We start from the raw sequence: 25,346 nt of genomic DNA, 5'->3' as shown, positions 1-25,346 counted from the left end.
ACGCCAAGTCGGTCGTGCAAACCCCGCAGGAGGTCACCGTGGACGTGGAGACGCTCGCGCTCGTCCAGCAGCTGTACGGCGCGCAGAGCCACTACATCGACGAGGGCCACGCGCGCGAATGGGCCGCCACGTTCACCCCGGACGGGGAGTTCCACTCGCCCAGCTACCCGGCTCCCGTCGCCGGTACCGAGGCCCTCACGAAATTCGCGGCGGATTTCGCGCGGCAGGACGGCGTCACCCGCCACGTCCTCACCAACGTCCACGTCACGCCGGCGGCCGGCGGCCTCACCGTCCGCGCCTACCTGCAGATCGTGCGCACCCTGCCGGGCGGCCCGCCGGAGCTGCTGCGCCAGACCACGATCACCGACGACCTGGTCCGCCACGCGGGCACCTGGCGCATCCGCCGCCGCACGGTGCGCCGCGACGACATGAAGGAGAACCGATGAGCGACACCCGCGCCCAGCACGAGCCGATGACGGCCGTCCACCCCGAGCTCCCGGGCAAGGTCGCGGTCGTCACCGGCGCGGCCCGTGGGATGGGCGCGCGCTTCACCGCCGCGCTGGCCACGCGTGGGGTCCACGTCGTGGCAGCCGACATCAACGAAGAGCAGATGCTGGCCACCGCGACCGAGATCAACGCGGCCGTCACCGCGTCGTCGATCGCCGGCAAGCCCGGCCAGGTCGTCGGCACTCGCATCGACGTCACCAAGCCCGAGGACCACGAAACCGTGGCACAGCTGGCGCTGGAACGGTTCGGGCGCATCGACTTCTGGGTCAACAACGCCGGCATCTTCCCGTTCGCCCTGGCCGAGGAGATCACGCCGGAACAGATCAACGCGACGCTGTCGGTCAACGTCGAGGGCGTGCTCTACGGCGCCCAGGCCGCCGCGCGGCACATGGAGCCGGGCAGCGCGATCGTGAACATGTCGTCGGTGTCGGCGATCCGGGTCCGGCGGGGCCGCGGCGCATACTGCACCTCCAAGGCCGCCGTCGCGCACCTCACCGAGTCGCTCGCCGTCGAGCTGGGCGACAAGGGCATCCGGGTCAACTCGATCGCGCCGGGCTACATCGACACCGAGATGACGCGCTGGGTCAAGGAAGACCCGGCCGCGCTGCAGCACGCGCTGGACGTCGTGCCGCTGCACCGCCTCGGCTCGCCGGAGGAGGTCGTCGGCCCGCTGCTGTTCCTGCTCTCCGACAGCGCCCGCTACGTGACCGGTCACAGCATCGCCGTCGACGGTGGGTCGCGGCATGTCTGAGTACCCGGACACCGTGCTCGTCACGGGCGCCGCGGCGGGCATGGGTGCCAGTCACGCACGCGCGCTCGCGCGCCACGGCTCGCACGTCTGTGTCGCGGACATCGCCGACGCCGCGACGATCGTCGAGGAGATCCGATCCGACGGCGGATCGGCGTCGGCGCACCAGCTGGACGTGACCGACCCACAGGCGTGGGCACGGGTCGTCGAGGAGATCCGCGCGGCCCGCGGGCGTCTCACCGGCCTGGTCAACAACGCCGGCGTCTCCCGCCGTCTGGAGTTCCTGGACACCACCGACGAGATCTGGGAGAAGGTCCTGCGCATCAACCTGTCCGGCCCGTTCTACGGCATGAAGGCCGTGGCCGGGCTGATGCGCGACTCCGGCGGCGGGTCGATCGTCAACATCTCCTCGATCTCCGGCCAGATCGGCTACTTCTCGCCCGCGTACAGCTCCAGCAAGTGGGGCCTGACCGGGCTGTCCAAATCGGCCGCGGGCGGCTTCGCGAAGTGGGGGATCCGGGTCAACTCGGTCCACCCCGGGCTCGTGGACACCGGGCTGCTGGCCGGTGCGGACTCGTTCGTCACCTCGGCCGTGGCGAGCATCCCGGCCGGGCGCACGGCCCAGCCCGCGGAGATCACCGAGGCCGTGCTGTTCCTGCTGTCGGACCGGTCGAGCTACATGACCGGCAGCGAGGTCACCGTGGACGGCGGCCTGGTGTCCAACGGCCTGTACCACCGCATCATCGCCGAGACCGGAGGGGACCTGCAGTGAGTGACGACTGGGACGTCGTGGTCGTCGGTGGCGGCGGCGCCGGGCTCGCCGCGGCCACCTCGGCCGCCGAGCGGGGCGCCTCGGTGCTGCTGTTCGAATCCGAAACCGAGCTGGGCGGCTCCACGCAGCTGTCCGCGGGCATGTTCACCGCGGCCGGCACGAGCGTGCAGGCCGCGCTGGGCGTGGACGACTCCGCCGAGCGGTTCTTCCAGCACTACATGGACCTCAACTCCTGGCAGCTCAACCCGGGCCTGATCGCCGCGTTCTGCGAGCACTCCGGGCCGACGCTGGAGTGGCTGATCGGCCTGGGTGTGGAGATCCCGGCGAAGGTGTCGGGCAACGCGCACACGCCGGGGCTGTGCCAGGCCGGTGTCGAGGACGTGTGGCGCGGGCACGTGCCCAAGGACCAGGGCTACGGCGTGGTCCAGGTGCTCGCCAGGGCCGCGCGCACGCGCGGTGCCGAGGTCGTCCTCAACACCCGGGTCGAGCGCCTGATCGAGCAGGACGGCCGGGTCGCCGGGGTGGTCGCCGACGGCATCGAGGTGCGCGCCGGCGCGGTCGTGGTCGCCAGCGGCGGGTTCGCCCGGGACCCGGACCTGCTGGCGCGCTACTACCCGGCGGCGCTGCGGGCGGGCGAGGACCTGTTCGTCGTCGCCGCCGACGGCAGCCGCGGCGACCACCTGCGCTTCGGCGAGCAGGTCGGCGCCGGGGTCACCGGTGACGGCTGGGGCCTGCTGCTGCCCACCGCCTACTTCCAGCGGCTGCACCACTGGCAGTCCGGGTTCCCGCCGAAGTCGCGGATCTACGTCAACGGCGCGGGCCGCCGGTTCATGGACGAGGACGCCTCCTACGCGGTGTCCAGCGGCGTCATCGAGCGGCAGGGCGGCACGGCGTGGGCGGTCTTCGACGAGCGCGCCCGGCTCAGCCTGCCCGCCGGGTACGCGCACTGGGACGCGGGCCACGTCCTGGCGGAGGCCGAGGCCGGGCGCACGCTGCGCGCGGGTAGCCTCGAGGAACTGGCCGGCAAGGCCGGGATCCCCGCCGACGCGCTGGTCGCGACGGTGCGCCGCTGGAACGAGCAGCTGCCGTCCGGGCACGACCCGGAGTTCCTGCGGCACCGCACGCTCGCCAGCAAGGGCGCGACGGGCCACCCGGACCCGATCGGCGAACCCCCGTTCTACGCGGCGCGCCTGCTGCCCGCGGAGCTGGTGTGCACGCACGCCGGACTGGAGATCGACGCACGCGCGGCCGTGCGCGACGAGCGTGGCGAGGTCATCGACGGCCTCTTCGCCGCGGGCGAGGCCGGAGCCGGAGTGCTCGGGCAGCGCTACGTCGGTGGCGGCAACGCCGTCGCCAACGCCCTGACCATGGGCCGCCTCGCCGGCATCAACGCCGCGGCCTGATTTCGCGAACTCAACGAGGAGAGACATGAGCGAAACCACCACTGCCGGTGACGTCGGCAGCCGCACGGTCCGCAAGGTCAGCCGCAGAGTGCTGCCGCTGGTCGCGCTGCTGTACGTGTTCAACTACATGGACCGGTCCAACATCAGCTACGCCCAGCTGGGCATGCAGCACGAGCTGGCGATCACCACGGCCGTGTTCGGCACCGCGTCGGCGATCTTCTTCCTCGCCTACGTGGTGTTCGAGGTCCCCAGCAACATGATCATGAAGAAGGTGGGCGCCCGGATCTGGCTCGCCCGCATCGCGATCAGCTGGGGCATCGTCACCGCGATCACCGGGTTCGTGCAGAACATCCCGCAGCTCTACATCGCGCGGATCGTGCTCGGCGTCGCCGAGGCCGGCCTGTACCCGGGCCTGCTGCTGTACCTGACGCTGTGGTTCCGGCCCAAGGAACGCGGCCGCGCGATCGCGACACTGGCGATCGCCCAGCCGGTCGCGATGATCCTCGGCGGCCTGACCGGCGGCCTGATCCTGGACCACCTGCACTGGTTCGGCCTGTCCGGCTGGCGCTGGGTGTTCATCCTGCAGGGCCTGCCCGCGGTGCTGGTCGGCCTGGTCGTGCTGGTGTACCTGCCGAACAAGCCCGCTCAGGCGAGCTTCCTGTCCGCCGAGGAGAAGGACTGGCTGGAGACCGAGATCAACAAGGACTACGCGCCGGAGCAGAAGGAGACCTTCCTGGGCCAGCTGCGGGTGATGAAGGACCGCAGGGTGCTCTACATGGCCTTCGCGAACCTCTTCGCCGCGTGCGGCCTGTACGGGTTCACCTTCTTCGTGCCGCAGATCGTCAAGCAGATGGACCCGTCGTACTCGGCGACCAACATCGGTTTCCTCGGCGTGATCCCGTGGATCGTCGGCGCCCTCGGCATGCTGATCGTGGCCCGCAACTCCGACCGCACCGGCGAACGGCGCGGGCACGTCGTCGCGATGATGCTGCTGGCCGCGATCGGCCTGCTCGGCACCATCCAGTTCCGGCACACCCCGGTCGCCGCGCTGATCTGCCTGTCGCTGGTCGCGATCGGCGTGCTCGGCTACCTCGCGCCCTACTGGGCGCTGGCGGCGCGCGTGCTGTCCAAGGAGCACACCGCGGTCGGTCTGGCGGCGATCAACTCGATCGCCGCGCTGGGCGGGTTCTTCGGGCCCTACGTCATCGGCAAGAACGCCACCGCCGACGACGTGTCGGTCGGTCTGTACTTCCCGATCGGCTGCCTGGTCCTCTGCGCGGTGATGCTGTGCTTCCTCAAGGTGACGAAGGAACGGCGTGGCGTGGAGCGCACCCCTGAGGTAGTTTAGGTATTAACTACTTCTTCGGACGTTAGGGTTGCGGTCATGGCGGACGGCGGTGTGAGCGGGCTCGACTTCTGGTCCTTCGTCGAGCTCGCCAACCGCCGTCTCGCCGACGAGTTCGGCTTCCGGCACCAGTTGGCCACCGAGGTGCTGCTCACCCTGAACCGGGCGTCCAACATCGTCACCTACGACCTGGAGTCCAGCGTCCACCGTCCGCGCGGCCGGTCCTGGTCGGGGTTCCGGCTGCTGTTCGTCACCTGGCTGGCCGGGCCGCTGGAGGCCAAGAAGGCCGCCGAGCTGACCGGCATGAGCCGGGCCGCGGTGTCGAACCTGACCAAGACCCTGGTCGCCGACGGCATGCTGGAGCGCACGCCCGGTGAGCACGACGGCCGCTCGGTGCTGCTGTCGCTGACCGAGCGCGGGCGCGCCGAGATGGTCGAGGTGTTCCGCGCGCAGAACGAGCGTGAGCACGAGTGGACCAGCGTGCTCACCGAGGCCGAGCAGCGGATCCTGATCATGTTGCTGGACAAGCTGATCACCAACCGCGACCAGTTCGACGTGCGCGGCCGCAACTGACCCTTGCGCTCCGGCGAAGTAGTACATACATTAACTACATCGGACCGGCAAGGAGGCGAGGTCATGGCGTACTACCGGCAGGTCGGTGCCGTTCCCCCGAAGCGACACACCCAGCACCGCACACCCGAGGGCGGCCTGTACTACGAGGAGCTGATGGGGGAGGAGGGCTTCTCCAGCGACTCCTCGCTGCTCTACCACCGCAACATCCCGTCGGCGATCGTCGACTCGACGGTCTGGGAACTCCCGGACCTGACCACCGAGGCCAACCACCCGATGCGGCCGCGGCACCTCAAGCTGCACGAGCTGTTCCCGGGTGAGGAGTGGAAGTCCCACGACATCGTCACCGGGCGCCGGCTCGTGCTGGGCAACGGCGACGTGCGCATCTCGTACGTGGCGGCGGGCGAGACCTCGCCGCTGTACCGCAACTCGATCGGCGACGAGTGCGTCTACATCGAGTCCGGCGAGGGCACCGTCGAGACGGTGTTCGGCGTGCTGCCCTTCCGCCAGGGCGACTACGTGATCCTGCCGCGCGCCACCACGCACCGCTGGGTGCCGGACGGGCCGGTGCGCGCCTACGCCATCGAGGCCAACTCGCACATCACGCCGCCCAAGCGGTACCTGTCGAAGTACGGCCAGCTGCTCGAGCACGCGCCGTACTGCGAGCGCGACCTGCACGGGCCGGCCGAGCCGCTGCTCGCCGAGGGCACCGATGTCGAGGTGCTGATCAAGCACCGCGGCAGCACGGGAATCGTCGGAACGCGGTTCGTGTACCCGCAGCACCCGTTCGACGTGGTCGGCTGGGACGGCTGCCTCTACCCGTACACGTTCAACGTGAGCGACTTCGAACCGATCACCGGCCGCGTGCACCAGCCGCCGCCCGTGCACCAGGTGTTCGAGGGCGACAACTTCGTCGTCTGCAACTTCGTGCCGCGCAAGGTGGACTACCACCCGCTGTCCATCCCGGTGCCCTACTACCACTCCAATGTGGACTCCGACGAGGTCATGTTCTACTGCGGCGGCGACTACGAGGCGCGCAAGGGGTCCGGCATCGGGCAGGGCTCGATCTCGCTGCACCCGGGCGGCCACTCGCACGGGCCGCAGCCGGGCGCCTACGAGCGCAGCATCGGCGTCGAGTTCTTCGACGAGCTGGCCGTCATGGTCGACACGTTCCGGCCGCTGGAGCTCGGCGAGGGCGGCCGTGCGGCCGAGGACCCGAACTACGCGTGGACCTGGGCCGGACGGGGACCGCAGTGACCGCCGCGAGCCTGTTCGACGGCTTCCTCGACGACGCGGCGGTGTTCCCGCCCGGCCTGAAGCCGCTGGCGCAGGCGGTGCCGGACCACGCGGCGCACCTGGCCTCCGGCTACGGCGAGCTGGTCGGGCCGCTGATCCTGGCGGCTCCCGCGCTCGCCGAACTGGGCGCGGTCGTGTCCGATCCGCTGGACCTGGCCGTCACCGCGCCGGGCGGCCCGGCCCAGCTGCCGGACGCTCTGGGCCGGGCCGCCGACCTGCCGGTGCGGCTGGCCGGGTTCGAGGTCGCGGTCCCCGCCGATCTGCCGGTGCCGGAGTTCTTCCGCGGTCTGGAGGTCGCCGGTGAGGTGCCGGTGTTCGTCGAGGTGCCGCGGGACGCCCGCCGGGCCGAGGTGATCGCCACCTGCGCGAAGACCGGGCACGCGGCCAAGTTCCGCACCGGCGGCGTGAAGGCCGAGCTGTATCCCGGCGAGACCGAGCTGGCCGAGGCCGTGCTGGCCGTGGTGCGGGCGGAAGTGCCGTTCAAGGCCACCGCCGGCCTGCACCACGCCGTGCGCAACACCGATCCGTCGACCGGGTTCGAGCAGCACGGGTTCCTGAACCTGTTGCTGGCCACCGCGGCCGCGGTGCGCGGGGCCGGTGTCGACGAACTGGTTTCGCTGCTGGCCGAGCGGGACGGCGCCCGGGTGGCCGAGCTGGTGTCCGAAGTGGACGTTCCGGCGCGCGCGGTGTTCCGCTCGTTCGGGACGTGCAGCATCGACGAGCCGGTGGCGGAGCTGGTGGACCTGGGACTGGTCCCGGCTTCGGCGCTGGAAGGAGGAGTGACGGCGTGACCACGATCGACATCCCCGAAGGGTCGCTGTTCGGGCTGGACAACCTGCCCTACGGCGTGTTCTCCACGCCCGGCACCGCGCCACGGGTGGGTGTCCGGGTCGGTGATTCCGTGGTGGACCTGGCCGCGGCGCTGGGGGACGAGGTGTTCGCCCAGCCGTCGCTGAACGCGTTCATGGCGCAGGGCTACGACCGGTGGGTCGAGGTGCGGTCGCGTCTGGTCTCGCTGGTCCAGGGCGACGTGCCGGCCGCGGCGGTGTTCGGCGTGGACGAGGTGCGGCTGCACCTGCCGGTCGAGGTCGCCGACTACGTCGACTTCTACGCCTCGGAGCACCACGCGTCGAACCTGGGGCGGCTGTTCCGGCCGGATGCCGAGCCGCTGATGCCGAACTGGAAGCACCTGCCGGTGGGCTACCACGGGCGGTCCGGGACGGTGGTCGTGTCCGGCACGGACATCGTGCGGCCCTGTGGGCAGCGGAAGGCGCCGGACGAGGACGCGCCGACGTTCGGTGAGTCCCGGCGGCTGGACATCGAGGCGGAACTGGGGTTCATCGTCGGCGTCGGTTCGCCACTCGGTTCGGGTGTGTCCACGGCCGACTTCACGCGGCACGTGTTCGGCGCGGTGCTGGTGAACGACTGGTCGGCGCGGGACATCCAGGCCTGGGAGTACGTGCCGCTGGGCCCGAACCTGGGCAAGAGCTTCGCGACGTCGATCTCCCCGTGGGTCGTGCCGCTGCTCGCGCTGGAGGCCGCGCGCGTCCCGACGCCGGTGCAGGATCCGCCGGTGTTGCCGTACCTGCGGGAAAATGAGCCGTGGGGCCTCGATGTCGACTTGTCGGTGACGTGGAACGGGCAGGAGGTCAGCCGCCCGCCGTACCGCGAGATGTACTGGTCGCCGGCGCAGATGCTGGCGCACATGACGGTCAACGGCGCGTGCTCGCGGACCGGTGACCTGTACGCGTCGGGCACCATCTCCGGCCCGGAGAAGGACCAGCGGGGCGCCTTCATCGAGCTGACCTGGGGCGGCAAGGAGCCGGTCACGGTCAACGGGGAAGAACGTTCCTTCCTCCTGGACGGCGACGAGGTCTCGATCTCGGCGACCGCGCCCGGCGCCGAGGGACGCATCGGTTTCGGCGAGGTGCGGGGGAGGATCCTCCCGGCCACGGAAGCCAAGCGCTGACGCGAGGGCACCCCCGGCGCTACCGCGCCGGGGGTGCCTCACGCCGGTGGTGACCGAGGTCGCCGACGTCGAGGTGGACGGCCACGAGCCGGCTACGTGGCGGCCTGCACCTGCTCGGCGGGCTTGGAGTTGAACGCCCACACCAAAGCCGCTATCCAGCCGAACATCGTCCAGCTCAGCAGGAGTGTGATCCAGGTGATCGGCTCGGACTCCGAAGAGCCCGGCCGTGTGCGATGAAGATGGGACCAGGAAGGCGACCGGCCTGCGCTCGGCAGTGCGAAGGTCCCGAGCACGAACTCCCAGAAGTTGCGAAAGCTCACGTCTGTTCCGGTCGGCACGTCGCGGCGCGCGCCACAAGTCCCCGTGTCACATCATGATCACAACGCACGCGTCACGGTCACCAGCTCCTGGCGCCCCCTGCCGCTGGACCTCCCTAGGGCGTGTCCTCAAAGCCAGATGAGCAGGGTGGCCAGGTCGATCATGCCGTGGTGTGAGGTGGCGGTTTTGTCGAAGCGGGTGGCGATGGCGCGGGACTGCTTGAGGCGGTTGAAGCAGCGTTCGACCACGTTGCGGCTGACCATGGTGCAGTCGTTGATGTTCCCGCCGGTCAGCACGACCGGCAGGGGCCGGCGGTGACCGTGACAGGCGAGGTGGATTGTGGTGGTCGGTCCCCCGCGCGAACGATCGAGGGCATGCTCACCTGGCTCGCTGTGCCGCCGGAAGATCCGCTCGCCCCCTGTGTGAGCTCGTCCGGCGAGCACCAGCGGCGTGGTGGTGGGCACGCACGACGCTGGAATCGATCGACACCTCACGATCGAGCTCGTCGATCGCGTGGGCGACCACCCGCACCGTCGACACCAGCATGCTCGAGGTGCCGTTGCGTGACCAGCGCCAGAACCGGTGATAGACCGTCCTCCACGGCCCCTAACGCTCGGGCAGGTCCCGCCACGCCGCCTCCGTCCTGCCCTTGAACAACATCCCGTTGATCAAAGCAGAACAACCGAACCCACTTTGAGGACAGGTCCTAGCGCCCGGTGAACGTCGCCTTCCCCGGGCCGTCCGTCAGGAACGACCGGATCGCGTTGCGCAGGTCCTCGGTGCGGTACAACTCCGCCGCCAGGGACGTGATGTGCGCGTTCGCCTCCGGGACGCCGCCGCGTTCGAAGTGGGCGAGCACCTTCTTCGTCGCCGCGTGGGCACGGGTGGGGCCGGCGGCCAAACCGGCCGCGAACGCGCGAGCGGCGTCGTCGAAGCCGTCGTCGGGCAGGACCCGGTTCACCACGCCCCACCGCTCCAGCACCGCCGCCGGGTAGCGGTCGCCGGTCATGACGAACTCCTTCGCGCGGCCCACACCGGCACGGGCCGCCAGCCGCTGCGTGCCGCCCATCGTCGGGGTCAGCCCGACGACCTTCTCCACCAGGCCGAATGACGCCCGCTCCGCCGCGACGATCAGATCGCATGCCACCGCGAGCTCGAACGCCCACGTCAGGCACAACCCGTGCGCCGCGAACACCGTCGGGATCTCCAGCGCCGCCACCCGCTCCGGCAGCGCCAGCATCCGGTCGAACAGCTCCTTCGCCTGCTCGGGCGTCTCCTGCGCGTCGAACAGCGACACGTCGACCCCGCCGCTCACGATCCTGCCCTCGGCCCGGATCAGCAGCGCCCGTGCCTCGCCCAGCTCGTCCAGCGCGGCGTCGAAGTCGGCGTGCAACTCCAGCGAGTACAGGTTCAGCGGCCCGGCGTCGATCGTCAGCACGGCCAGCCCGGACGGGTCGCGTTCCACGCGCACGAGGGAAGTCACGCGCCGCAGGCTAGACGGGCGCGCCCGGATGCACAGTGATCACCGTCGCATTCCCGACCGCGTCCCGCGGCACCGCCTCGCCGAGCACCGGGTCGGCTGCCGTCGTCGCCACCCGCACCGGCCCGCCGTGCGTCACCACGATCAGCTCCTCCCGTGGGTGGCGCGCCGCCAGCCGGGCCAGGGCCCGGTGCACCCGCCGGTGCAGGTCGGCGATGCTTTCGCCGCCACCGGGCGGAGGCCGCCGCGGATCGGCCCACAGCCCGTCGATCACCGGCTGCACGTCGGCGAAGCGGCGGCCCTCCAGCGCGCCCAGCCGCTGCTCCCGCAAGCCGGCCTCGACGAGCACCGGCAGCCCCAGACGTCGCGCGATGATCGAGGCCGTCTCCCGCGCGCGCGGCAGGTCGCTCGTCACGATCGCCGTCCCGTTCACCCGGACCGCCGCGGCCTGCTCCCGGCCGAGCGCGGTCAGCCCGCCGGCGCGCGGCGACTGCCCCTGCACGCGGCCCGCCACGTTCCACTCGCTCTGCCCGTGCCGGACCAGATGCAGGGCCATCAGTACTGCAACCGCGGGTCGTCGTAGTTCTTGAACTCCAGCACGTTGTTCGACGGGTCGACCAGGAACAGTGTCCGGTGCTGCTCGGCCGTGCCCTCGAACCGCAGCGACGGCCCGGACAGCACCGGCAGCTTCCGGTGCTCGACCACCCGCACGAGCCGGTCGAAGTCCTCGGCGCGCGCGAAGCTCACGCCGAAGTGCCGCGGGTAGGCCACCGCCTCCGCGGGCACGGTCTCCGACAGGTGGCACACGAGCTGGTCGCCGAAGAAGTCGAACGTCACGCGGTCGTCGTAGCGGCGGGCCATCTTCGCGCCGAGGCCGAGGACGTAGAACTCGACGGCCTCGTCGAGGTCGCGGGCCGGGATGGCGACGTGGCAGGCGTCTCGGGGGTCACGCACGGGAACTCCGTTCAGGCCACGGGGGCCGGGGTGAGCTGGATGAGGGTGTCGGCGCGCAGCCCGCGCCGGAGGGTTTCCACGCCGAGCACGTCGGTGGTGGCGATGTTGCCGAGGTTGACCGACGGCCCGAGTGCCTGGATCAGTTCGACCTGCAGGTCCTTCGTGGGCGCCTCGAACAGCAGCCGCCGGTGGTCGACCGACGAGATGACCGCGTGCAGCACGTCCTCGCGCACGTGCCCGTCGGGCCGGGCGAGCCCGCTGCGGCCGGACTCCCGTGCCTCGGTGATCACGAAGTCGGCTCCCGCGGCCAGGTCCTCGAGGATCGCGCCGACCCAGTCGCCGGGGCCGAGGCACGCCGAGCGCCCGGCGTCCTTGTACCCGACCTCGGCCAGCACCGGCCGGTACCGTGCCATCCGCTCCACATAGGACGCCTTGTCGTGCTGGGACAACGGGATCGTGCCGTTGGACACCTCGATGTGCGTGGCGCCGGTCGACTCGACGAACGCGAGGTAGTCGTCGAGCCGGTCCCGCACCAGGTGGTGTTCGAACAGGGTGCCGCCGAAGTAGAAGCCGATCCCGGCCTCGCACAGCACGGCGATCTTGCGGTGCAGGTCCTTGGTGACCAGCGCGGTGCCCCAGCCGAACTTGAGCAGGCCGATGTGGTCGCCGTGGCTGGCGATCAGGTCGGTGAACGCGCCGGTCGGCAGGCCGGGATCGATCACCATGGTCACACCGGTGTTCATGGGGTTCCTCCTGACTGGACGAGGGCGAGCTCGGGCACCCGCGCGGGTTTGCGCCGCCGCCGGGCCCGCCCGGTGAGGGCGAGGCTGGCCGGGGTGCGCCGCGCCGCCGCGGTGACCAGGCCGGACACGAGGTAGACGAACGGGACGACCACGAGCACCAGCGCGGGCAGCGCCACCGCGTCCGGCACCGGCCGCGCGGTGAACCCGGCCGCGGTCACCCCGAGGAGCACGTACTGCAGGACGAGCGGGTGGATCAGGTAGACGCCGAAGGAGGCGTCGGAGGTGGCGCGGACCAGACCGCGCCACGGTGTGCCGCGCTCCGTCCACACCAGACCGAGTGCGAGGAACGCCCACGCCACGGCGAAACTCTCCACCGCGACCACCGGCTGGAACACGGTGCTCGCCACCAGCGGGGGCTGCCCGCCGAGGTACACCTGTGCCAGGTAGACACCGGCACCCAGCGCCAGCGCCGCGAGGCACCCGCCGAGGACCACCCGCACGTGCTGCCGGGTCCACGCCACGAGCTCTTCGCGGTGCGCGCCGGCCAGTGCGCCGGCCAGGACGTAGCCGAGGTAGCTGGGCAGCCACGCGTCCGGCGCGCGCAGCCAGCCGGACAGGGCACCGATGGTCCACTGCTGCTGCCCGGCGAGCGAGAACACCAGCTGGTAGGCCACGGCGAACGCCGCCAGCGCCCGGTGGTGGCGGCGGGTCGCGGCGATCAGCGCGCGGATCACCGGCCACACCAGGTAGATCTGCATCGACACCAGCAGGAAGTACAGGTGGTAGCGCGCCGTCCCGGTGAGCAGCTCGGTCCGGAACGACACGACCGAGTACGGGCCGCCGTCGGCGAGGAAGTACACGACCGTCCACAGCAGATACGGCACGACGACGAACAGGTACCGCCGCCGCCAGAACTCCGGCCACCGCGGTCTGCGGGCCGTGCTGTGGGTGAGGACGAACGCGGTCAGCAGGAAGAACACCTCGCGGCTGACGTGGAAGACGATGATCAGCGCCCCGATCGGCACCCCCGGCGCGAACGGTGCCAGCGCCAGCACGTGCAGGCCGATCACCAGCCCGACGGTCAGGACGCGCACCAGGTCGACGTAGTGCAGGTGTTCGCCACGCGGGCTCACCGCCCCGCCTCGGCCCGCAGCGCGCGCCGCAGCACCTTCCCGGTCGGGCCGAGCGGCAGCGCCGGTGTCACCTCGATCACCGCCGGACGCTGGTACCGGGCGAGCCGGTGTTCGCACCAGTCCCGCAGCGCCCCCTCCAGACCGGTTCCGGGACGGCCGGTGACGAACGCGACCGGCACCTGGCCCAGCCGCTCGTCGGGAGCGGCGACGACCGCGACCGCGGTGACCGCCGGGTGCGCGAGCAGGACGTCCTCGACCGCCTGCGGGTAGATCTTCTCCCCGCCGCGGTTGATGACGTCGTCCACGCGGCCGGCGAGCGTGAGGAAACCGTCCGCGTCGAGCTCGCCCACGTCACCGGTCGGCAGCCACCCGTCCGAGGTCCGGGCGGGCCGGATCCGCTCGCTCAGGCCGTCCAGTTCGAGGTAGCGGCTGACGACCTGGCGGCCACGCAGCCGCACCTCGCCGCGTTCGCCCGGCGGCAGGACCGTGCCGTCCGGCGCGGCGACGACGAGCCCGACCCCGACCGGCAGGCCGACCGAGCCGGTGCGCCGGCGAGCCGGTGCGAGCGGGTTCGCGGTGATCTGCCCGGCGGCCTCGGACATGCCGTAGGTCTCCAGCACCCCGATGCCGGTGCGGGCGGTGAACCGGCGCGCGATCTCCGGCGACAAGGGTGCCGACGCCGAGCGGGCGAACCGGATCCGGCGGGCGACCTCGTCCGGCGGGGCGGCCTGCCGGGTCAGGGACGCGAGGATCGCGGGCACGGTGTTGAGCCAGGTCGGCTTCCAGCGTTGGACGCGCTCCCAGTACTCGCCGGCACTGAACCGCCGGTCGAGCACCAGGGAGCCGCCGCTGATGACGGTCGCCAGCAGGCCCATGACCTGCGCGTTGACGTGGAACAGGGGGAGCGGCGTGTAACCGCGCTCGCCGCGGCCGAACCGGTGGTGCCTGGCCACGCGGCGGGCGGTGTGCACCAGCTGCCACTCGCTGAGCGGGATGCCCTTCGGCGCGCCGGTGGTGCCGGAACTGGTCAGCAGGACCGCGGGCCGCAGCGCGTAGCCGTCCGGGCGGACGCGCGCCGCCCGCACCGGCCGCGGCCCGGCGAGGGTGACGTGCCACGTCGGGCGCGCGGGCACGAGGTCCGGCCGGTCGGTCGCCACGAGGCCGGTGCGCAGCCGGGCCAGGGTGGTCGCCAGTTCGGCCTCCGGCAGCCGCGGATCGACGGGCACCGCGGTCAGGCCGGCATCGAGGCACCCGAGGTAGGAGGCGGTGAAGACCAGCGGGTCGGCCGCGACCAGGCCGACGCGGGTGCGGGGCGGCAGGTCGCGGGCCAGTTCCCGCCACCGCTGCGCGTGCGCGGCGACGGCGCGCCAGGTCAGGTCCCGTCCGTCCGCGCCGTCGAGGAACGCCACGTCGTCCGGACGCTCGCGGGCACGGACCGGCAGCATCCGGGAAATCACGGCCATCATTCCTCCAGGCGGTCGAAAAGGGAAGACCGGGCCGAGTCTCGTTCCCGTTTCTGGGCGGACGCTGGGCGGTCATTAAGAACGTCCTGAGAAATCACCGCGCTCACCGTGACCCGACGCGCAATCGTCCAGGATGAACGAATGGCGCGGTGGCGACGAGGGATCCCGGTGTTCCTGCTGTGCGTCGCGCTGGCCGGGTGCGCCGCGCCGGTGAAGGCGGATTCCCTGGCGGGGCAGGGCATCTCGATCGAGACGCGCACGCTGCCGGCCGGTCACCTCAGCCGGACCTATCTGGCGGTCCGGCCGGAAAAGGCTCATTCCGGACTGCCGTTGCTGGTGGTTCTGCACGGCCGTGGTGTCGATGTCCGGAATGGTGCGGTGCAGACCGGTTTCCTGGGTTATGCGGAACAGGGACTGGCCGATATCGTGTATCCGGCCGGAATCGGACAATCGTGGAACGCGGGCAGCGGGTGCTGCGGCATCGCGGCACGGCAGCGGGTCGACGACACCTCGTTCATCGCGGCGGTCGTCGCCGACGCGGCCCACGCGTTCACGTCCGACCCACGCCGCGTGTACCTCGTCGGCTACAGCAACGGCGGCCGGCTCGCGTTCCACCTCGCGTGCGTCTCGCCCGGCCTGTTCGCCGCCTTCGCGACCTACGGTGCCGCGCCGCCTGCCCCGTGCACCAACCCGGCCGCGAAGGGGCTGTCCGCACTCGTCGCCGCCGGAACCGGCGACCGCGTGCTCGGGCACGGCGCCCAGGTCGCCGAGCACGCGTCCGCGACCTGGCGCACGCTCGACGCGTGCCCGCCCGCGTCCTCGTCGCGGCGCGTGTCACCGGCGGTGGTCACGACGTGGACGGGGTGCGCGGGCGGGTCCGCCGTGCAGTCCCTCGTGTACTCCGGGGTCACGCACGCCTGGCCGGCCGGCGCGACCGGTCTGATGTGGACCTTCCTGTCGGGCCAGGTCAGGCGCACGGCTGCATGACCGGGGCGTGCCCGCGACGGCGCACCAGTTCGGGCAGCAGGCCCACCAGGCCGTTGTCGGCGCGCTGCACACGCGTCACCATCGCCGGGTTCATCGTGACGCCGGTGAGCCCGATGCCGAGCATCGCCGCGACCGCCGGCGCGGGCAGGTCCGCGAGCAGCGCGAACGCGACGAGGAAGACCAGGTTCAGTGCGAGACCGGCGACCAGCACGGGGATGGTGCGGCGGTCGGCGAGCCGCCCGACGACCAGGTTGCCGATCACGGTGGCCGCGGCCGACGACGGTCGCGAGCGGCAGCCCGAGCAGGGTGCCCAGCATGAGACCGTTCATGACCACCGCGATCGCGCGGCCGCGGACCTCCGGGCGGGTGAGCTGCGCGGTCAGCGCGATGCCGGTGCCGAAGAACGCCTGCCCGGCGACGCCGGTGACGATGCGGGCGGTCATCATCGTGCTGTAGCCGCTCGCGGTCGCGGCCAGCACGTTGCCGGCCAGGAAGATCGCGAACAGCGTCATGAGCGCGGTCTTCGGGAGCTGGGGCATCAGGTCGGCGACGACGAACTCGCTGGTGACCACGGCGAACACGCCGGGCGAGCGCGGGCGGGTCCTTGCCCTCGGCGAGGTCGCCCTCCTGCTGGGCGCGGGAGAGGGTGCCCGCCGGTGGCGCCTCGAGTTCGCCGAACGCGATGTCGGCCCGGCGGGCCGCCTTGGCGTCGTGCGGGAGCAGTTCGGTCGCGGTGTTGGTGATTAGGCCACCCCGGCTGTCCGAACGCGAATCGGCGACGTAGGACCGGATGAAGTCGCGGACGGCCTCGAGGGCCGGGCCGGGCCGAGGTCGTGCTTGCTGCCGTAGGTGGCGTACAAGTTGACGCCCACGTGGTCGACCAGGTCCTGCATCGAGGTGGCCTCGTAGCCCTGCCGCCAGAACACCTCCAGCGCGGCGTGCAGCGCCTCGGTCCCTGAGCCTGAACGTCTTGCCTGCCGGCACTCCCGTGGTTACGCTTGCGCCGGTCAACAGCTGACGCTGATGGAGCGGTGACTGACGAGCAGAGCTCGAGCCACGCCGCCCCGAGTATCGCGTCAACTCCCTTGACAGGTGTCGCGAAGCGCCACCAGTCGAATGCGTCAAGGGAGATGCTGTGCCGATCCACGTTCGCGGCGATTCGGTTCCGGAAGAGACCGCCGACATGGGCACCACGTCGTTCACGACGAAAGCGGTCTTCGGGAACTCCTCGTCCCTCATGATCGCCACCCGCCCGGCGGGCTACCACTCGCGCCCGCACACCCACGACTGCGAGCAGCTCAACTGGCTGCGCGACGGCGAACTGTGGGTGTTCGTCGAAGACCGTGCGTTCCACCTCGAGGCCGGGGATTTCCTGCGCATCCCCGCGGGCAAGGTCCACTGGTCGTGGAACAAGTCCGAAGCGCCATGCACACTGCTCGAGGTCCACACCCCGGGCCTGCAGGACGACCCGCTGATCAAGAGCTTCGCGGTCGGTCTGCACGATGAGGACGAGGTCCCGGAGTTCCTCGGCTCGCCGGTCAACGAGTTCCTCCCCGAGGGGGCCGGGTTCGACCCTTCCGTCGCCGAGCGGAAAGCCGGGTGATGACGGTGAAGCTGGCCTCCACGGGGCGGTACCGCTGGATCGTCCTGGGCATCCTGTGGGTGACGCTGCTGGTCTCCTACTTCGACCGCGTCGCACTCGGATCGGCACTGCCGTTCATCACCCGCGAGCTGGGGATCAAGCCGTCCACAGCCGGGCTGATCTCCGGCGCGTTGTTCCTCAGCTACACGATCGTGCAGGTTCCTGCCGGGCGGTTGTCCGACCGGATCGGGCAGCGCCGCGTGATCGCGGCGGCGATCGCGTGGTGGACCGTGTTCAGCGTCCTCACCGGTGCGGTCGCCGGGAGCCTCGCCGCGTTGCTGGCGGTGCGTCTGCTCATGGGAGCGGGTGAGGGGTTCCACGCGCCTCCACTGTGGCGCGCACTCGCCAACTGGTTCCCGGTCGGGCGGCGTTCGCTGCCTCTGGCGTTGATGCTCACCGCGTTGACGCTCGGTCCCGCCGTGGCCCCGTCGATCGCCTTCCCCCTCGTCACGCACCTCGGCTGGCGCTGGGTCTTCTACGCCACCATCATCCCCGGGGTGTTGTGCGTCCCGCTCGTGCTGTTCTTCATGTGGGACAGGCCGGGCACGCGGAACCTGCGCACCGAGCCGGAGGTCCGTGGTCCCCGCGAGCCGCGCCAGTGGTGGGTACCGCACATCTGGCTCACCTTCGCGGCGTTCTTCTTCTTCGGATTCGTGCTCTACGGGCTCATGACGTGGTTGCCGACCTACCTGCTCACCTATCGCGGGCTGACCGTGGCCAAGACCGGGGTGTTCGCCACCCTCCCGTTCGTGGCCGGGACCGTCGGCATGCTGTCGGGCGCGTGGCTGTGTCAGCGGTGGTTCAACAACTCGAGGCGGTACTTCGTCGCGGCCACCTATCTGCTCACCGCGATCTTCATCGCGCTGACGGTGCTCGCGGCCGGCGCGACCCTTTCCGGCGTGTTCCTGACGGCGGCCGGGTTCTTCCTCTACTCGGGGCTGGGCCCGTTCTGGTCCGTCCCGATGGACGTGGTCCGGCCGCACGAGGTCGGCACGTGGCTCGGGTTCATCAACATGGGCACCCAGCTCGCCGGTTTGCTCGGGCCGTTGCTGATCGGCTGGCTCATCCAGGTGAGCGGTTCGTTCACCCCGGTGTTCCTCGCGATGGTGGCCGGCATGCTTCTCGGTGCGGTGTGCCTGAGCCTGGCCCGTGCCCGGCCGGCGGTCACCGCGCCGACACCCGAATCCGCGAAGGTCTCACCGTGATCGCCGCGGCGGCGCGGCCGGCGGCACAGCCGTGGCAGACTCCGGCGATGACAGTGGCAGACAACCTCATCGTCGTCGGATATGCGAAGGTGCCGGCGACCTCCGCGTCGCACGGAGTGCACCAGCTGTTCTCGGTCTGCCTTCGGGTCGACCGGCGCACCGGCACCGTGATCGAGGTCGACTCGACGGCCGCGACCGGCTTGGTCCGGTCCTGGCTCGCGGAGCTCCTGCTCGGCCTCGATCTCCGGGGTGACGTCACGCCAGTGCTCACCGCCATCGAACAGAACTACCTCGGCCAGGGCGGAGGCGCGATCAGGCAGGCGGTCGCCGACGCATTCCGGCGCTACCTGCGCCACGCGGAGGGATGAGATGACCTACCGGATCCACCGGCTCAACTTCGGCTCGGTCGTCATCGACGAGTCGATGCGCCTGCGCGGCATCGCGCCGGGACACCGCATCGCCGTGCCCGCACAGGGTTTCCTGCTCGAGGGAGAGGCAGGGCCGATCCTCGTCGACGCCGGGTACCGGGACCCCTCGGTCCTCGGCGCAGGCGGCGAAATCGCACCGGGGCAAGGTTTCGAGGAGCAGCTCGGGGCGCACGGGCTCGAACCCGGCGACCTCACCTGCGTCATCCTCACCCACCTGCATCGAGACCACGCCGGGCACCTGCACCGCGTCCCGATGACGGTCCCGGTGGTGGTGAACCGGAGCGAGCTCGGCGGTGCCTGCACCGGAATCCAGGGACGTGCCTACGCGAAGGACGACCTCCACCACCTGATCGACCGGTTGTACACGCCGGGTGCCCTGCGGTTCCTGGACCTGGACCACCCGGGTGCGGGTGAGGAGTTGTTCCCCGGCGTCACCTGCCGGCTGTCCGGCGGGCACACCCCCGGTTCCATCGGAGTGGTCGTCGACACCGGTGAAGGGGAGGCGTATCTGTGCGGCGACCTGTTCTACGACGTGGAAGGCGCACTCCGGAACCAGCCGCGGGACGGGTTCGTCGCAGGAGTGCAGCCGACGTACCTGGCCATCGACGATCCTGCGCTGACGAACAACTTCACGACTTCGGTGTTGCAGGAGATGGCGGCGGCGAAGGCGGCGCGGCAGTACCGGTTCGTCGTGCCCGCGCATGACGATCCCGGTGTGCTGGACCGCGGTCGTTACGTCGGCCGCATCCTCGGCGACACCGTGCCCGGCCCGGTGACCGTCGCCGGCGAGAGCTGACCAGGTACGACGAATGGTGAATCAGGAGCTGTTGTGAAAGCTTTGCTCATGTCCGAACCTGCGGCGGATGGCAGCGCGACGAGCGAGGCCGGGGACGTACGGCCACGCGGACGCGTAACCGGGATCTCCGCGGCGGGCCATGACGTCGATGAAGTTGATGCCCGCGTAGGCGACGTCGATGGCCACCTGACCGGGGCCGGGCTCGGGTGTCGCCACCTCGACCACGCGAGGTGGCCGGCACGGTCCGTGCGGTCGGCGCCGGGGTGACTGACAAGCAGGTCGGCCAGCGGGTGGCGGCGTTCACGCCCGGCGGCGGTCTCGCGGAGGTCGCCCTCGCGAATGCCGAGGTCACCGTGAGCGTGCCCGACGGCATCCCGCTCGAGACGGCGGCGTCCGCACCGCTGGTCGTGTCGACCGCTGTGCTCCTGCTCACCGAGCGGGCTCGCATTCGGCTCGGCGAGACCGTGCTCATGCACTCGGCGAGCGGCGGCCTCGGCTCGGTCGTGAGCCAGCTGGCCGCGACGCTCGGCAGCGGGCGCAGGATCGGCACGGTCGGCCGGGCCGGCAAGATCGCCGACGGCCTCGCCGCGGGCTGGGACGACGTGTTCGCCCGTGACGACGACCTGGCCGAAGCGGTTCACAAGGTCGCCCCCGGCGGCGTCGACGTCATCCTCGACCCCACCGGAACGGGGTTGCTCGACCTCGACCTGAGCCTCGCGGCGCCTGGCGGACGGGTCGTCCTGTTCGGCAACGCCGCCGGCGGCACCCCGGCACCGCTGCCGCAGGCGGGACGCCTCATCGGGGGCAACGTGGGGATCATCGGGTTCAGCATGAGCCGGCTCACCGCGAGCAACCCGCGTGCCGCTGCCGAGGCGTTGACCAACGGTTTCGAACTGATCGCCAGGGGCAGCGTCCGGCCCGACATCACCGTTGTCGAGTCGCTCGGGTCCGTCGCGCCGGTCCACGACCTTCTCGCCGGCGGGCTCGGACGGGGCAAGTACGTGGTGCAGGTCGGGACCTGAGGCGGGCCGGGCACCGGAGCCCGACCCGCCCATCGTGCCGATCATCAACCATCTGCCTCGCGAATGTTGCACAATCTAACGATGAACCGCCGGAAGGGTGGTAGTGGGACGTCATCGGGGGGCGTGGACGGATGAGCCGCACGGGGCAGGCCGCGCGAGAAGCGGTACCGCCCGAGGCGGTGCTGACCCCCGCGGCGGTGGCGGACCGGCTCGGTGTCGCCGTCGCGACGCTGCGCAGCTGGGACCGCAGGCACGGCCTCGGCCCGAGCGCGCGGGAGCCCGGACGGCACCGCCGCTACACGGTCGGCGACCTGCGCCGCCTGGAACGCGTGGTGCACCTCGTGCGGCAGGGCGTTCCGGTGGCCAGCGCGGCCGCGACCGTCAGCGCGGGCGGCGTTCCGCCCGCGATCGTGTCCGGTCGCGTGGCGGACCGGGTGGCGTCCCGGCGGCGACGGTCGCTGCGGGGCGCGGCCGAGAAGCTCGACCCGGATGCCTTCCGCCGCATCGTGGTCGGGTTCCTCGACCGGCACGGCACGATCGACACCTGGCAGAAGCTGCTCGTGCCGTTCCTGCAGGAACTCGGTGAGCGGTGCGCCGAGCCGGGCGGGCCGGTCGAGGTCGAGCACCTGGCCACCGACGGCATCATCGCGGCGCTGCACGCCCTCCCGGCGGGCAACCACACCGGCCCGGCGTCCGTGCTGCTGGCCTGCGCCCCGGACGAACAGCACTCGCTGCCGCTGGAGGTGCTGCGCCATGCGCTCGCCGAACGCGGCAAGGGCACCATCTCGCTCGGCGCGCGGGTCCCGCCGCACTCGCTGCTGACGGCCGTCACGACGCGCAAGCCCGTGGCGACGGTCGTGTGGGCCCACTCGGCAGAGCTGGCGAGCCAGGTCCCGGCCGGCGAACTGTCCGGCACCCGCCTGTACGCGGCCGGTCCCGGCTGGGAAGGCGTCCCGCTCCCGGGTGACGCGCGCCGGCTGACCAGCCTGCCGGACGCGGTGGAGGCACTGAGCTAGGCGGGCCGGATGACAGGCGATGGCCGGTGTGGAAACGTGATCACATGGTCGAACCTGCCGTCCGGGTGGAGCGCAACGGCCCGGTCCACACCGTGATCCTGTCCCGGCCGCACGCGCGCAACGCCGTCGACGGCCCCACCGCGCAGGCCCTGCTGGAGGCCTTCGAGACGTTCGACGCCGACGAGACCGCCTCGGTCGCCGTGCTGTGGGGCGAGGGCGGCACGTTCTGCGCCGGTGCCGACCTCAAGGCTCTGGGCACCGAGCGCGGCAACCGCGTCAGCGACGACGGTCCCGGCCCGATGGGCCCGACGCGGCTGCGCCTGGGCAAGCCGGTGATCGCCGCGGTCGCCGGTCACGCCGTGGCGGGCGGACTGGAACTGGCCCTGTGGTGCGATCTGCGGGTGGCCGCGGAGGACGCGGTCTTCGGCGTGTTCTGCCGCCGCTGGGGTGTGCCGCTGATCGACGGCGGGACGGTCCGGTTGCCCCGGCTGATCGGGCAGAGCCGGGCGATGGACCTGGTGCTCACCGGCCGTCCGGTGCCCGCGCCGGAGGCACTGGCGATGGGCCTGGCGAACCGGGTGGTGCCGGCCGGCACCGAGCGCGCCGCGGCCGAGGAACTCGCCGCGGGCCTCGCGCGCTTCCCGCAGACGTGCCTCCGCGAGGACCGGCTGTCGCTGCTCGAACAGGACGGGCTCGACGAGCCGGCCGCGATGGCCAACGAATGGCGGCACGGCCTGACCTCACTGGCCACCGACGCGGCGAGCGGAGCGCAACGCTTCGCGGCCGGCGCCGGCCGCGGCGGTTCTTTCGACTAGACGAGTGATTCCGTGAAGTTGGTGTCGGTGGCCGTAGGCGGTCAGTGAGCGTTTGCTCGTCAGGCCGCAGCGGGTGCCGGACATGCCAAGCGCCCGTCTGGGCGGGCGCGGCGTCCGGGCGGCCCCTAGTTGCCCTCGTTGATGGCGTTGTTGGTCCCGGTCACCAGCCAGCGCGCGACGTCGTAGAGCTTGCGGTTCGAGTTCTGCGACGCGCGCACCAGCAGGTCGAACGCCTGGTCGTCGGTCACGCGGTGGCGTTCCATCAGGATGCCCTTCGCCATCGAGATCACGTCGCGGGTTCCCAGCGCGTTGCGCAGCTGCGCCTGGGCCCGCGAACCGGCCAGGGCGACCGCCGCGTGGGCGGCGAACAGGCCGGCCACGTGCTCGGCCGACTGGTCGAAGGCGTCGCGCTCGGTGGCGTACAGGTTCAGCGCCCCGAGCAACGTCTTGCCGGTGAACAGGCGGACGGCGAGCATCGAGCGGATCCCCAGCTCGGCGGCACCGGAACCGAACCGCGGCCAGCGCCTGTCCGCCCCGATGTCGCCGGTGCGGTAGACCGGGTCCTCGAAGACCGCGTCCACGCACGGGCCCTCGCCGAGCTTGTGCTGCAACTGGTCCAGCCGCGACACCCGCTCGCTGGACGGGGCGACGGACTTCAGCTCACCCGAGTCGAGCAGGGAGACCCCCGCGTCCTCGGTGCCCGGCACCGTCGCGGCCACGGCGCGCACGATGTTGGCCACCGTCCGCTCGACGTCCGGCTCCGGCTCGAGGGTGCGCACGACCGCGCTCAGCGCATCCGCGAGTTCGGCACCTTCGGCGGGCCTGATGAGTTCGTCCGTCACCAGCACAGTCTTGTCCATGCGCGCCCGGGGCGACAGAGCCGGGCCCGCCGTGTTCAGACTCCGGGGCCCCGCGGCGGGCTGACCCGTTCCCGGCGAAAGGCGGCCGCGGCGCACCCACCCGAGGCGAGGACGAGCACCGCCGCCAGCATCCACGCCCAGGTCGCGACCATGGTCACGGCCACGTAGATCTCGACGGCGGCGGTGCCGGCGAACGCCAGTGCCACGGCCGGCCAGAACCACCTGATCGCGGATGCGCGCATGCGAACCACTCCTCGCCGGGTTGCTTCGCCTATCGCGCCCCACCGCCGGGGGGTTACCGGCCGGGTTCCGCGGAACCCGGCCGGCTCAGGACCTCGCGGAGATCGGGCCGCTGCTGGCCAGGAAGGTGTCGCCCCGCATGACGGTGATCGAGAACCGCACCTTGCCGCCCTCCTTCGCGTTCCGGCCGCAGGTGACGGTCGTGCCGCCGCCCTTCTTGTTGTTGCAGTAGTAGTCGTTGTGCGGAGCGCTCACCGGCTCGTCGACGACATGGGCGTAGACCCAGTAGCCGTCCTTGCGGACGTCGCTGACGAGGATCTTGTCACCGTCGCTGTAGTAGCAGGCGTTGCCGCGGCTGAGGCCCTGGTAGGAGACGCCGCCGCAGGTGACCCCGGCTGCGGCCGCTTCGGCGGTGCCGCCGATCACGCAGGTCGCCGCGATACCGGCGACGACGACGGCCGCCTGGAGCTTGTGCATGGAACGAACCTCATTTCGGTTTCGAGAGGCAGAACCCACCGCCGATCTGCCGGCGATGTGGATCACAAGATAGCGATTGTTGAACAATCCCACAAGTGATTCCGGGTATCGTAGGCCCCGATTCTCGGGGACGGCATTCCTAGCCGCAGTGCTTGAGCACCGGCAGGATCGCCCGCTCGGTGCGGGCCGCCGGATCGGGTTCGGCGCAGGCCGCCAGGCGCGTGAGCAGGTCGTCGGAGTCGAGACCGGTCCCGATCAGCACCAGCCGGGTGCCGGCTGTTTCGCCGTCCCACGGCGAGCGGTGGAACCGCAAGTACGGCCCGACCGTCTGCAGCAGGAACCGGTCGTCGTGGCCGGGCACGCCGAAGTGCACCGGCCCCTTCATCCGGTACAGCCCGGCCGGCCGCTCGGTCAGGAAGGCCAGCAGCCGCCGCGGGTGGATCGGCGTGTCCGTGCTGAACTCGACGGTGCGGTAGCCCTCGTGCAGGTGCGCGTGGTGGTGGCCGTCCTCGTGCCGCAGGTCGTCGAACGACAGCTGCCGCGCCACCGGCTCGGGCGCACCCGGGTCGAACAGCAGGCCCGGATCGATCGCGCCGAACGACGCCCGCACGACGGGCCGTCCCCCGCTGACCTTGCGCACCAGTTCCAGGAGTGCGTCGTCGTCCCGCTGATCGGTCTTGTTCAGCACCACCAGGTCGGCGAAGCGCAGGTGCTCGTCCAGTTCGGGGTGGCGCACGCGGTTGCCCTCGAACTCGACCGCGTCCACGACCTCGACCAGGCCGCCGTAGGCGATCCGCGGGTTCTCGCCGGCCAGCAACATGCGCACCAGGTCCCGCGGCTCGGCCAGTCCGCTCGCCTCGATGACGATCGCGTCGATGCCCAGTTCGGGCTCGGTCAGCCGTTCCAGCATCCGGTCCAGGCCCGCGGAGTCGACCGCGCAGCACAGGCACCCGTTGCCCATCGGCAGCATCGCATCGACCTGCCCGGCGACCGCCAGGGCGTCCACGTTGATGCGGCCGAAGTCGTTGACGACCACCCCGATGCGGTGGTCGCGCGCGTGCGTCAGCAGGTGGTTGACCAGTGTCGTCTTGCCCGAGCCCAGGTAACCGGCGACCAGGACCACGGGGATCGGCTGCGTGCTCACCGGCGGCACCCTA

Annotated in this window: 31 protein-coding genes and 2 pseudogenes; 18 read left to right on the top strand and 15 right to left on the bottom strand. The window is 71.4% G+C overall.

Annotation, left to right across the window (positions count from 1 at the left end):
* The first annotated feature begins 38 nt into the window (after window positions 1-38).
* The 9 genes from FB470_RS00955 to fahA all read left to right on the top strand — a co-directional run bounded on the left by FB470_RS00955 (window position 39) and on the right by fahA (window position 8,610).
* On the top strand, window positions 39-446 hold the full coding sequence (locus tag FB470_RS00955; protein ID WP_306987939.1) for a nuclear transport factor 2 family protein: 408 nt from the start codon (window positions 39-41) through the stop codon (window positions 444-446).
* Window positions 443-1,258, top strand: a complete 816-nt coding sequence (locus FB470_RS00950) for an SDR family NAD(P)-dependent oxidoreductase (RefSeq protein WP_306987936.1) — start codon at window positions 443-445, stop codon at window positions 1,256-1,258. Before FB470_RS00955 ends, FB470_RS00950 begins: the two co-directional genes overlap by 4 nt.
* A complete protein-coding gene (locus FB470_RS00945; protein ID WP_306987934.1) occupies window positions 1,251-2,027 on the top strand; it encodes an SDR family NAD(P)-dependent oxidoreductase in 777 nt (258 codons plus the stop codon). Before FB470_RS00950 ends, FB470_RS00945 begins: the two co-directional genes overlap by 8 nt.
* Window positions 2,024-3,430 carry an FAD-dependent oxidoreductase gene (locus tag FB470_RS00940; RefSeq protein WP_306987932.1) on the top strand — a complete coding sequence of 469 codons (1,407 nt, stop codon included), beginning with the start codon at window positions 2,024-2,026 and terminating at the stop codon, window positions 3,428-3,430. The genes FB470_RS00945 and FB470_RS00940 overlap by 4 nt, the downstream gene beginning before the upstream one ends.
* A 25-nt stretch (window positions 3,431-3,455) precedes the next feature.
* Window positions 3,456-4,778: an MFS transporter gene (locus FB470_RS00935; protein WP_306987931.1), complete on the top strand. Its 1,323-nt coding sequence runs from the start codon at window positions 3,456-3,458 to the stop codon at window positions 4,776-4,778.
* Between the two features lie 36 nt (window positions 4,779-4,814).
* Window positions 4,815-5,348, top strand: coding sequence for a MarR family winged helix-turn-helix transcriptional regulator (locus tag FB470_RS00930; protein WP_306987929.1), 534 nt, complete (start codon window positions 4,815-4,817; stop codon window positions 5,346-5,348).
* Window positions 5,349-5,411: 63 nt separating this feature from the next.
* Window positions 5,412-6,602: a homogentisate 1,2-dioxygenase gene (locus FB470_RS00925; RefSeq protein ID WP_306987927.1), complete on the top strand. Its 1,191-nt coding sequence runs from the start codon at window positions 5,412-5,414 to the stop codon at window positions 6,600-6,602.
* Window positions 6,572-7,432, top strand: coding sequence for a hypothetical protein (locus FB470_RS00920; protein WP_306987926.1), 861 nt, complete (start codon window positions 6,572-6,574; stop codon window positions 7,430-7,432). The genes FB470_RS00925 and FB470_RS00920 overlap by 31 nt, the downstream gene beginning before the upstream one ends.
* Window positions 7,429-8,610, top strand: coding sequence for a fumarylacetoacetase (fahA, locus tag FB470_RS00915; RefSeq protein WP_306987925.1), 1,182 nt, complete (start codon window positions 7,429-7,431; stop codon window positions 8,608-8,610). Before FB470_RS00920 ends, fahA begins: the two co-directional genes overlap by 4 nt.
* A gap of 92 nt (window positions 8,611-8,702) precedes the next feature.
* Here fahA and FB470_RS00910 read toward each other — a convergent pair whose 3' ends face one another.
* From FB470_RS00910 to FB470_RS00875, 8 genes and pseudogenes are all read right to left on the bottom strand, one after another.
* Window positions 8,703-8,930, bottom strand: coding sequence for a superinfection immunity protein (locus tag FB470_RS00910; protein WP_306987924.1), 228 nt, complete (start codon window positions 8,928-8,930; stop codon window positions 8,703-8,705).
* A gap of 126 nt (window positions 8,931-9,056) precedes the next feature.
* Window positions 9,057-9,417 (bottom strand): annotated as a pseudogene (locus tag FB470_RS00905) (transposase family protein); the annotation flags it as partial.
* Window positions 9,418-9,634: 217 nt separating this feature from the next.
* Entirely contained in the window at window positions 9,635-10,411 is a 777-nt protein-coding gene (locus tag FB470_RS00900) for an enoyl-CoA hydratase/isomerase family protein (protein WP_306987920.1), read from the bottom strand.
* A gap of 10 nt (window positions 10,412-10,421) precedes the next feature.
* Window positions 10,422-10,964: a histidine phosphatase family protein gene (locus tag FB470_RS00895; RefSeq protein ID WP_306987919.1), complete on the bottom strand. Its 543-nt coding sequence runs from the start codon at window positions 10,962-10,964 to the stop codon at window positions 10,422-10,424.
* Window positions 10,964-11,362, bottom strand: coding sequence for a VOC family protein (locus tag FB470_RS00890; RefSeq protein WP_306987918.1), 399 nt, complete (start codon window positions 11,360-11,362; stop codon window positions 10,964-10,966). The genes FB470_RS00895 and FB470_RS00890 overlap by 1 nt, the downstream gene beginning before the upstream one ends.
* Window positions 11,363-11,373: 11 nt before the next feature.
* Window positions 11,374-12,105, bottom strand: a complete 732-nt coding sequence (locus tag FB470_RS00885) for a phosphosulfolactate synthase (protein ID WP_306987916.1) — start codon at window positions 12,103-12,105, stop codon at window positions 11,374-11,376.
* Window positions 12,102-13,238, bottom strand: coding sequence for an acyltransferase (locus FB470_RS00880; protein WP_306987914.1), 1,137 nt, complete (start codon window positions 13,236-13,238; stop codon window positions 12,102-12,104). The genes FB470_RS00885 and FB470_RS00880 overlap by 4 nt, the downstream gene beginning before the upstream one ends.
* Window positions 13,235-14,701 (bottom strand): class I adenylate-forming enzyme family protein, encoded by a 1,467-nt coding sequence (locus FB470_RS00875; protein WP_306987913.1) that lies wholly within the window; start codon window positions 14,699-14,701, stop codon window positions 13,235-13,237. Before FB470_RS00875 ends, FB470_RS00880 begins: the two co-directional genes overlap by 4 nt.
* 141 nt (window positions 14,702-14,842) lie before the next feature.
* Here FB470_RS00875 and FB470_RS00870 point away from each other — a divergent pair, with 141 nt between their 5' ends.
* Window positions 14,843-15,688 carry a CE1 family esterase gene (locus FB470_RS00870; protein WP_306987911.1) on the top strand — a complete coding sequence of 282 codons (846 nt, stop codon included), beginning with the start codon at window positions 14,843-14,845 and terminating at the stop codon, window positions 15,686-15,688.
* Here FB470_RS00870 and FB470_RS00865 read toward each other — a convergent pair.
* Both FB470_RS00865 and FB470_RS00860 read right to left on the bottom strand, forming a co-directional pair.
* Window positions 15,669-15,950 (bottom strand): hypothetical protein, encoded by a 282-nt coding sequence (locus FB470_RS00865; protein ID WP_306987909.1) that lies wholly within the window; start codon window positions 15,948-15,950, stop codon window positions 15,669-15,671. The genes FB470_RS00870 and FB470_RS00865 overlap by 20 nt on opposite strands.
* Before the next feature lie 73 nt (window positions 15,951-16,023).
* A pseudogene (locus tag FB470_RS00860) lies at window positions 16,024-16,200 on the bottom strand (MFS transporter); the annotation flags it as partial.
* Here FB470_RS00860 and FB470_RS00855 point away from each other — a divergent pair.
* Entirely contained in the window at window positions 16,199-16,435 is a 237-nt protein-coding gene (locus tag FB470_RS00855; protein WP_306987907.1) for a hypothetical protein, read from the top strand. The pseudogene FB470_RS00860 and the gene FB470_RS00855 overlap by 2 nt on opposite strands.
* On the opposite strand, the gene FB470_RS00850 is transcribed toward FB470_RS00855, so the two are convergent.
* Window positions 16,432-16,581 (bottom strand): hypothetical protein, encoded by a 150-nt coding sequence (locus FB470_RS00850; RefSeq protein WP_306999005.1) that lies wholly within the window; start codon window positions 16,579-16,581, stop codon window positions 16,432-16,434. The two genes, FB470_RS00855 and FB470_RS00850, sit on opposite strands and share 4 nt — an antisense overlap.
* A 242-nt stretch (window positions 16,582-16,823) precedes the next feature.
* On the opposite strand from FB470_RS00850, the gene FB470_RS00845 reads away from it, so the two are divergent.
* The 7 genes from FB470_RS00845 to FB470_RS00815 all read left to right on the top strand — a co-directional run bounded on the left by FB470_RS00845 (window position 16,824) and on the right by FB470_RS00815 (window position 22,612).
* Window positions 16,824-17,291 carry a cupin domain-containing protein gene (locus FB470_RS00845; protein ID WP_306987905.1) on the top strand — a complete coding sequence of 156 codons (468 nt, stop codon included), beginning with the start codon at window positions 16,824-16,826 and terminating at the stop codon, window positions 17,289-17,291.
* Window positions 17,291-18,535 carry an MFS transporter gene (locus FB470_RS00840; protein ID WP_306987904.1) on the top strand — a complete coding sequence of 415 codons (1,245 nt, stop codon included), beginning with the start codon at window positions 17,291-17,293 and terminating at the stop codon, window positions 18,533-18,535. Before FB470_RS00845 ends, FB470_RS00840 begins: the two co-directional genes overlap by 1 nt.
* Window positions 18,532-18,903 carry a DUF3870 domain-containing protein gene (locus FB470_RS00835; RefSeq protein ID WP_306987902.1) on the top strand — a complete coding sequence of 124 codons (372 nt, stop codon included), beginning with the start codon at window positions 18,532-18,534 and terminating at the stop codon, window positions 18,901-18,903. Before FB470_RS00840 ends, FB470_RS00835 begins: the two co-directional genes overlap by 4 nt.
* A 1-nt stretch (window position 18,904) precedes the next feature.
* Window positions 18,905-19,759: an N-acyl homoserine lactonase family protein gene (locus tag FB470_RS00830; RefSeq protein ID WP_306987900.1), complete on the top strand. Its 855-nt coding sequence runs from the start codon at window positions 18,905-18,907 to the stop codon at window positions 19,757-19,759.
* A gap of 263 nt (window positions 19,760-20,022) precedes the next feature.
* A complete protein-coding gene (locus FB470_RS00825) occupies window positions 20,023-20,781 on the top strand; it encodes a quinone oxidoreductase family protein (RefSeq protein ID WP_306987898.1) in 759 nt (252 codons plus the stop codon).
* Between the two features lie 131 nt (window positions 20,782-20,912).
* Window positions 20,913-21,797 carry a MerR family transcriptional regulator gene (locus FB470_RS00820; protein ID WP_306987896.1) on the top strand — a complete coding sequence of 295 codons (885 nt, stop codon included), beginning with the start codon at window positions 20,913-20,915 and terminating at the stop codon, window positions 21,795-21,797.
* A 44-nt stretch (window positions 21,798-21,841) separates the two neighbouring features.
* Window positions 21,842-22,612 (top strand): crotonase/enoyl-CoA hydratase family protein, encoded by a 771-nt coding sequence (locus FB470_RS00815; protein ID WP_306987895.1) that lies wholly within the window; start codon window positions 21,842-21,844, stop codon window positions 22,610-22,612.
* A gap of 125 nt (window positions 22,613-22,737) precedes the next feature.
* Here the strand turns inward: FB470_RS00815 and FB470_RS00810 are convergent, their stop codons facing one another.
* From FB470_RS00810 to FB470_RS00795, 4 genes are all read right to left on the bottom strand, one after another.
* Window positions 22,738-23,454 carry a GAF and ANTAR domain-containing protein gene (locus FB470_RS00810; RefSeq protein WP_306987893.1) on the bottom strand — a complete coding sequence of 239 codons (717 nt, stop codon included), beginning with the start codon at window positions 23,452-23,454 and terminating at the stop codon, window positions 22,738-22,740.
* 53 nt (window positions 23,455-23,507) lie between these two features.
* Window positions 23,508-23,714: a hypothetical protein gene (locus tag FB470_RS00805; protein WP_306987891.1), complete on the bottom strand. Its 207-nt coding sequence runs from the start codon at window positions 23,712-23,714 to the stop codon at window positions 23,508-23,510.
* 85 nt (window positions 23,715-23,799) lie between these two features.
* Window positions 23,800-24,189, bottom strand: coding sequence for a hypothetical protein (locus FB470_RS00800; protein WP_306987890.1), 390 nt, complete (start codon window positions 24,187-24,189; stop codon window positions 23,800-23,802).
* A 139-nt stretch (window positions 24,190-24,328) separates the two neighbouring features.
* Window positions 24,329-25,333 (bottom strand): CobW family GTP-binding protein, encoded by a 1,005-nt coding sequence (locus FB470_RS00795; RefSeq protein ID WP_370876429.1) that lies wholly within the window; start codon window positions 25,331-25,333, stop codon window positions 24,329-24,331.
* Window positions 25,334-25,346: the final 13 nt, after the last annotated feature.

It is taken from the genome of Amycolatopsis thermophila (assembly GCF_030814215.1).
GTDB classification, from domain to species: domain Bacteria; phylum Actinomycetota; class Actinomycetes; order Mycobacteriales; family Pseudonocardiaceae; genus Amycolatopsis_E; species Amycolatopsis_E thermophila.
The sequence above is the reverse complement of the archived record's forward strand: the minus strand, read 5'-3'. Positions and strand labels throughout refer to the sequence as shown.

Coding starts and splice junctions, on each gene's coding strand:
- FB470_RS00870 (WP_306987911.1), top strand. CDS start 14,843: ATGGCGCGGTGGCGACGAGGGATCCCGGTGTTCCTGCTGTGCGTCGCG.
- FB470_RS00840 (WP_306987904.1), top strand. CDS start 17,291: ATGACGGTGAAGCTGGCCTCCACGGGGCGGTACCGCTGGATCGTCCTG.
- FB470_RS00945 (WP_306987934.1), top strand. CDS start 1,251: ATGTCTGAGTACCCGGACACCGTGCTCGTCACGGGCGCCGCGGCGGGC.
- FB470_RS00830 (WP_306987900.1), top strand. CDS start 18,905: ATGACCTACCGGATCCACCGGCTCAACTTCGGCTCGGTCGTCATCGAC.
- FB470_RS00875 (WP_306987913.1), bottom strand. CDS start 14,701: ATGGCCGTGATTTCCCGGATGCTGCCGGTCCGTGCCCGCGAGCGTCCG.
- FB470_RS00895 (WP_306987919.1), bottom strand. CDS start 10,964: ATGGCCCTGCATCTGGTCCGGCACGGGCAGAGCGAGTGGAACGTGGCG.
- FB470_RS00930 (WP_306987929.1), top strand. CDS start 4,815: ATGGCGGACGGCGGTGTGAGCGGGCTCGACTTCTGGTCCTTCGTCGAG.
- FB470_RS00855 (WP_306987907.1), top strand. CDS start 16,199: ATGAGCGCGGTCTTCGGGAGCTGGGGCATCAGGTCGGCGACGACGAAC.
- FB470_RS00805 (WP_306987891.1), bottom strand. CDS start 23,714: ATGCGCGCATCCGCGATCAGGTGGTTCTGGCCGGCCGTGGCACTGGCG.
- FB470_RS00815 (WP_306987895.1), top strand. CDS start 21,842: ATGGTCGAACCTGCCGTCCGGGTGGAGCGCAACGGCCCGGTCCACACC.
- FB470_RS00820 (WP_306987896.1), top strand. CDS start 20,913: ATGAGCCGCACGGGGCAGGCCGCGCGAGAAGCGGTACCGCCCGAGGCG.
- FB470_RS00885 (WP_306987916.1), bottom strand. CDS start 12,105: ATGAACACCGGTGTGACCATGGTGATCGATCCCGGCCTGCCGACCGGC.
- FB470_RS00850 (WP_306999005.1), bottom strand. CDS start 16,581: ATGCAGGACCTGGTCGACCACGTGGGCGTCAACTTGTACGCCACCTAC.
- FB470_RS00925 (WP_306987927.1), top strand. CDS start 5,412: ATGGCGTACTACCGGCAGGTCGGTGCCGTTCCCCCGAAGCGACACACC.
- FB470_RS00935 (WP_306987931.1), top strand. CDS start 3,456: ATGAGCGAAACCACCACTGCCGGTGACGTCGGCAGCCGCACGGTCCGC.
- FB470_RS00950 (WP_306987936.1), top strand. CDS start 443: ATGAGCGACACCCGCGCCCAGCACGAGCCGATGACGGCCGTCCACCCC.
- FB470_RS00800 (WP_306987890.1), bottom strand. CDS start 24,189: ATGCACAAGCTCCAGGCGGCCGTCGTCGTCGCCGGTATCGCGGCGACC.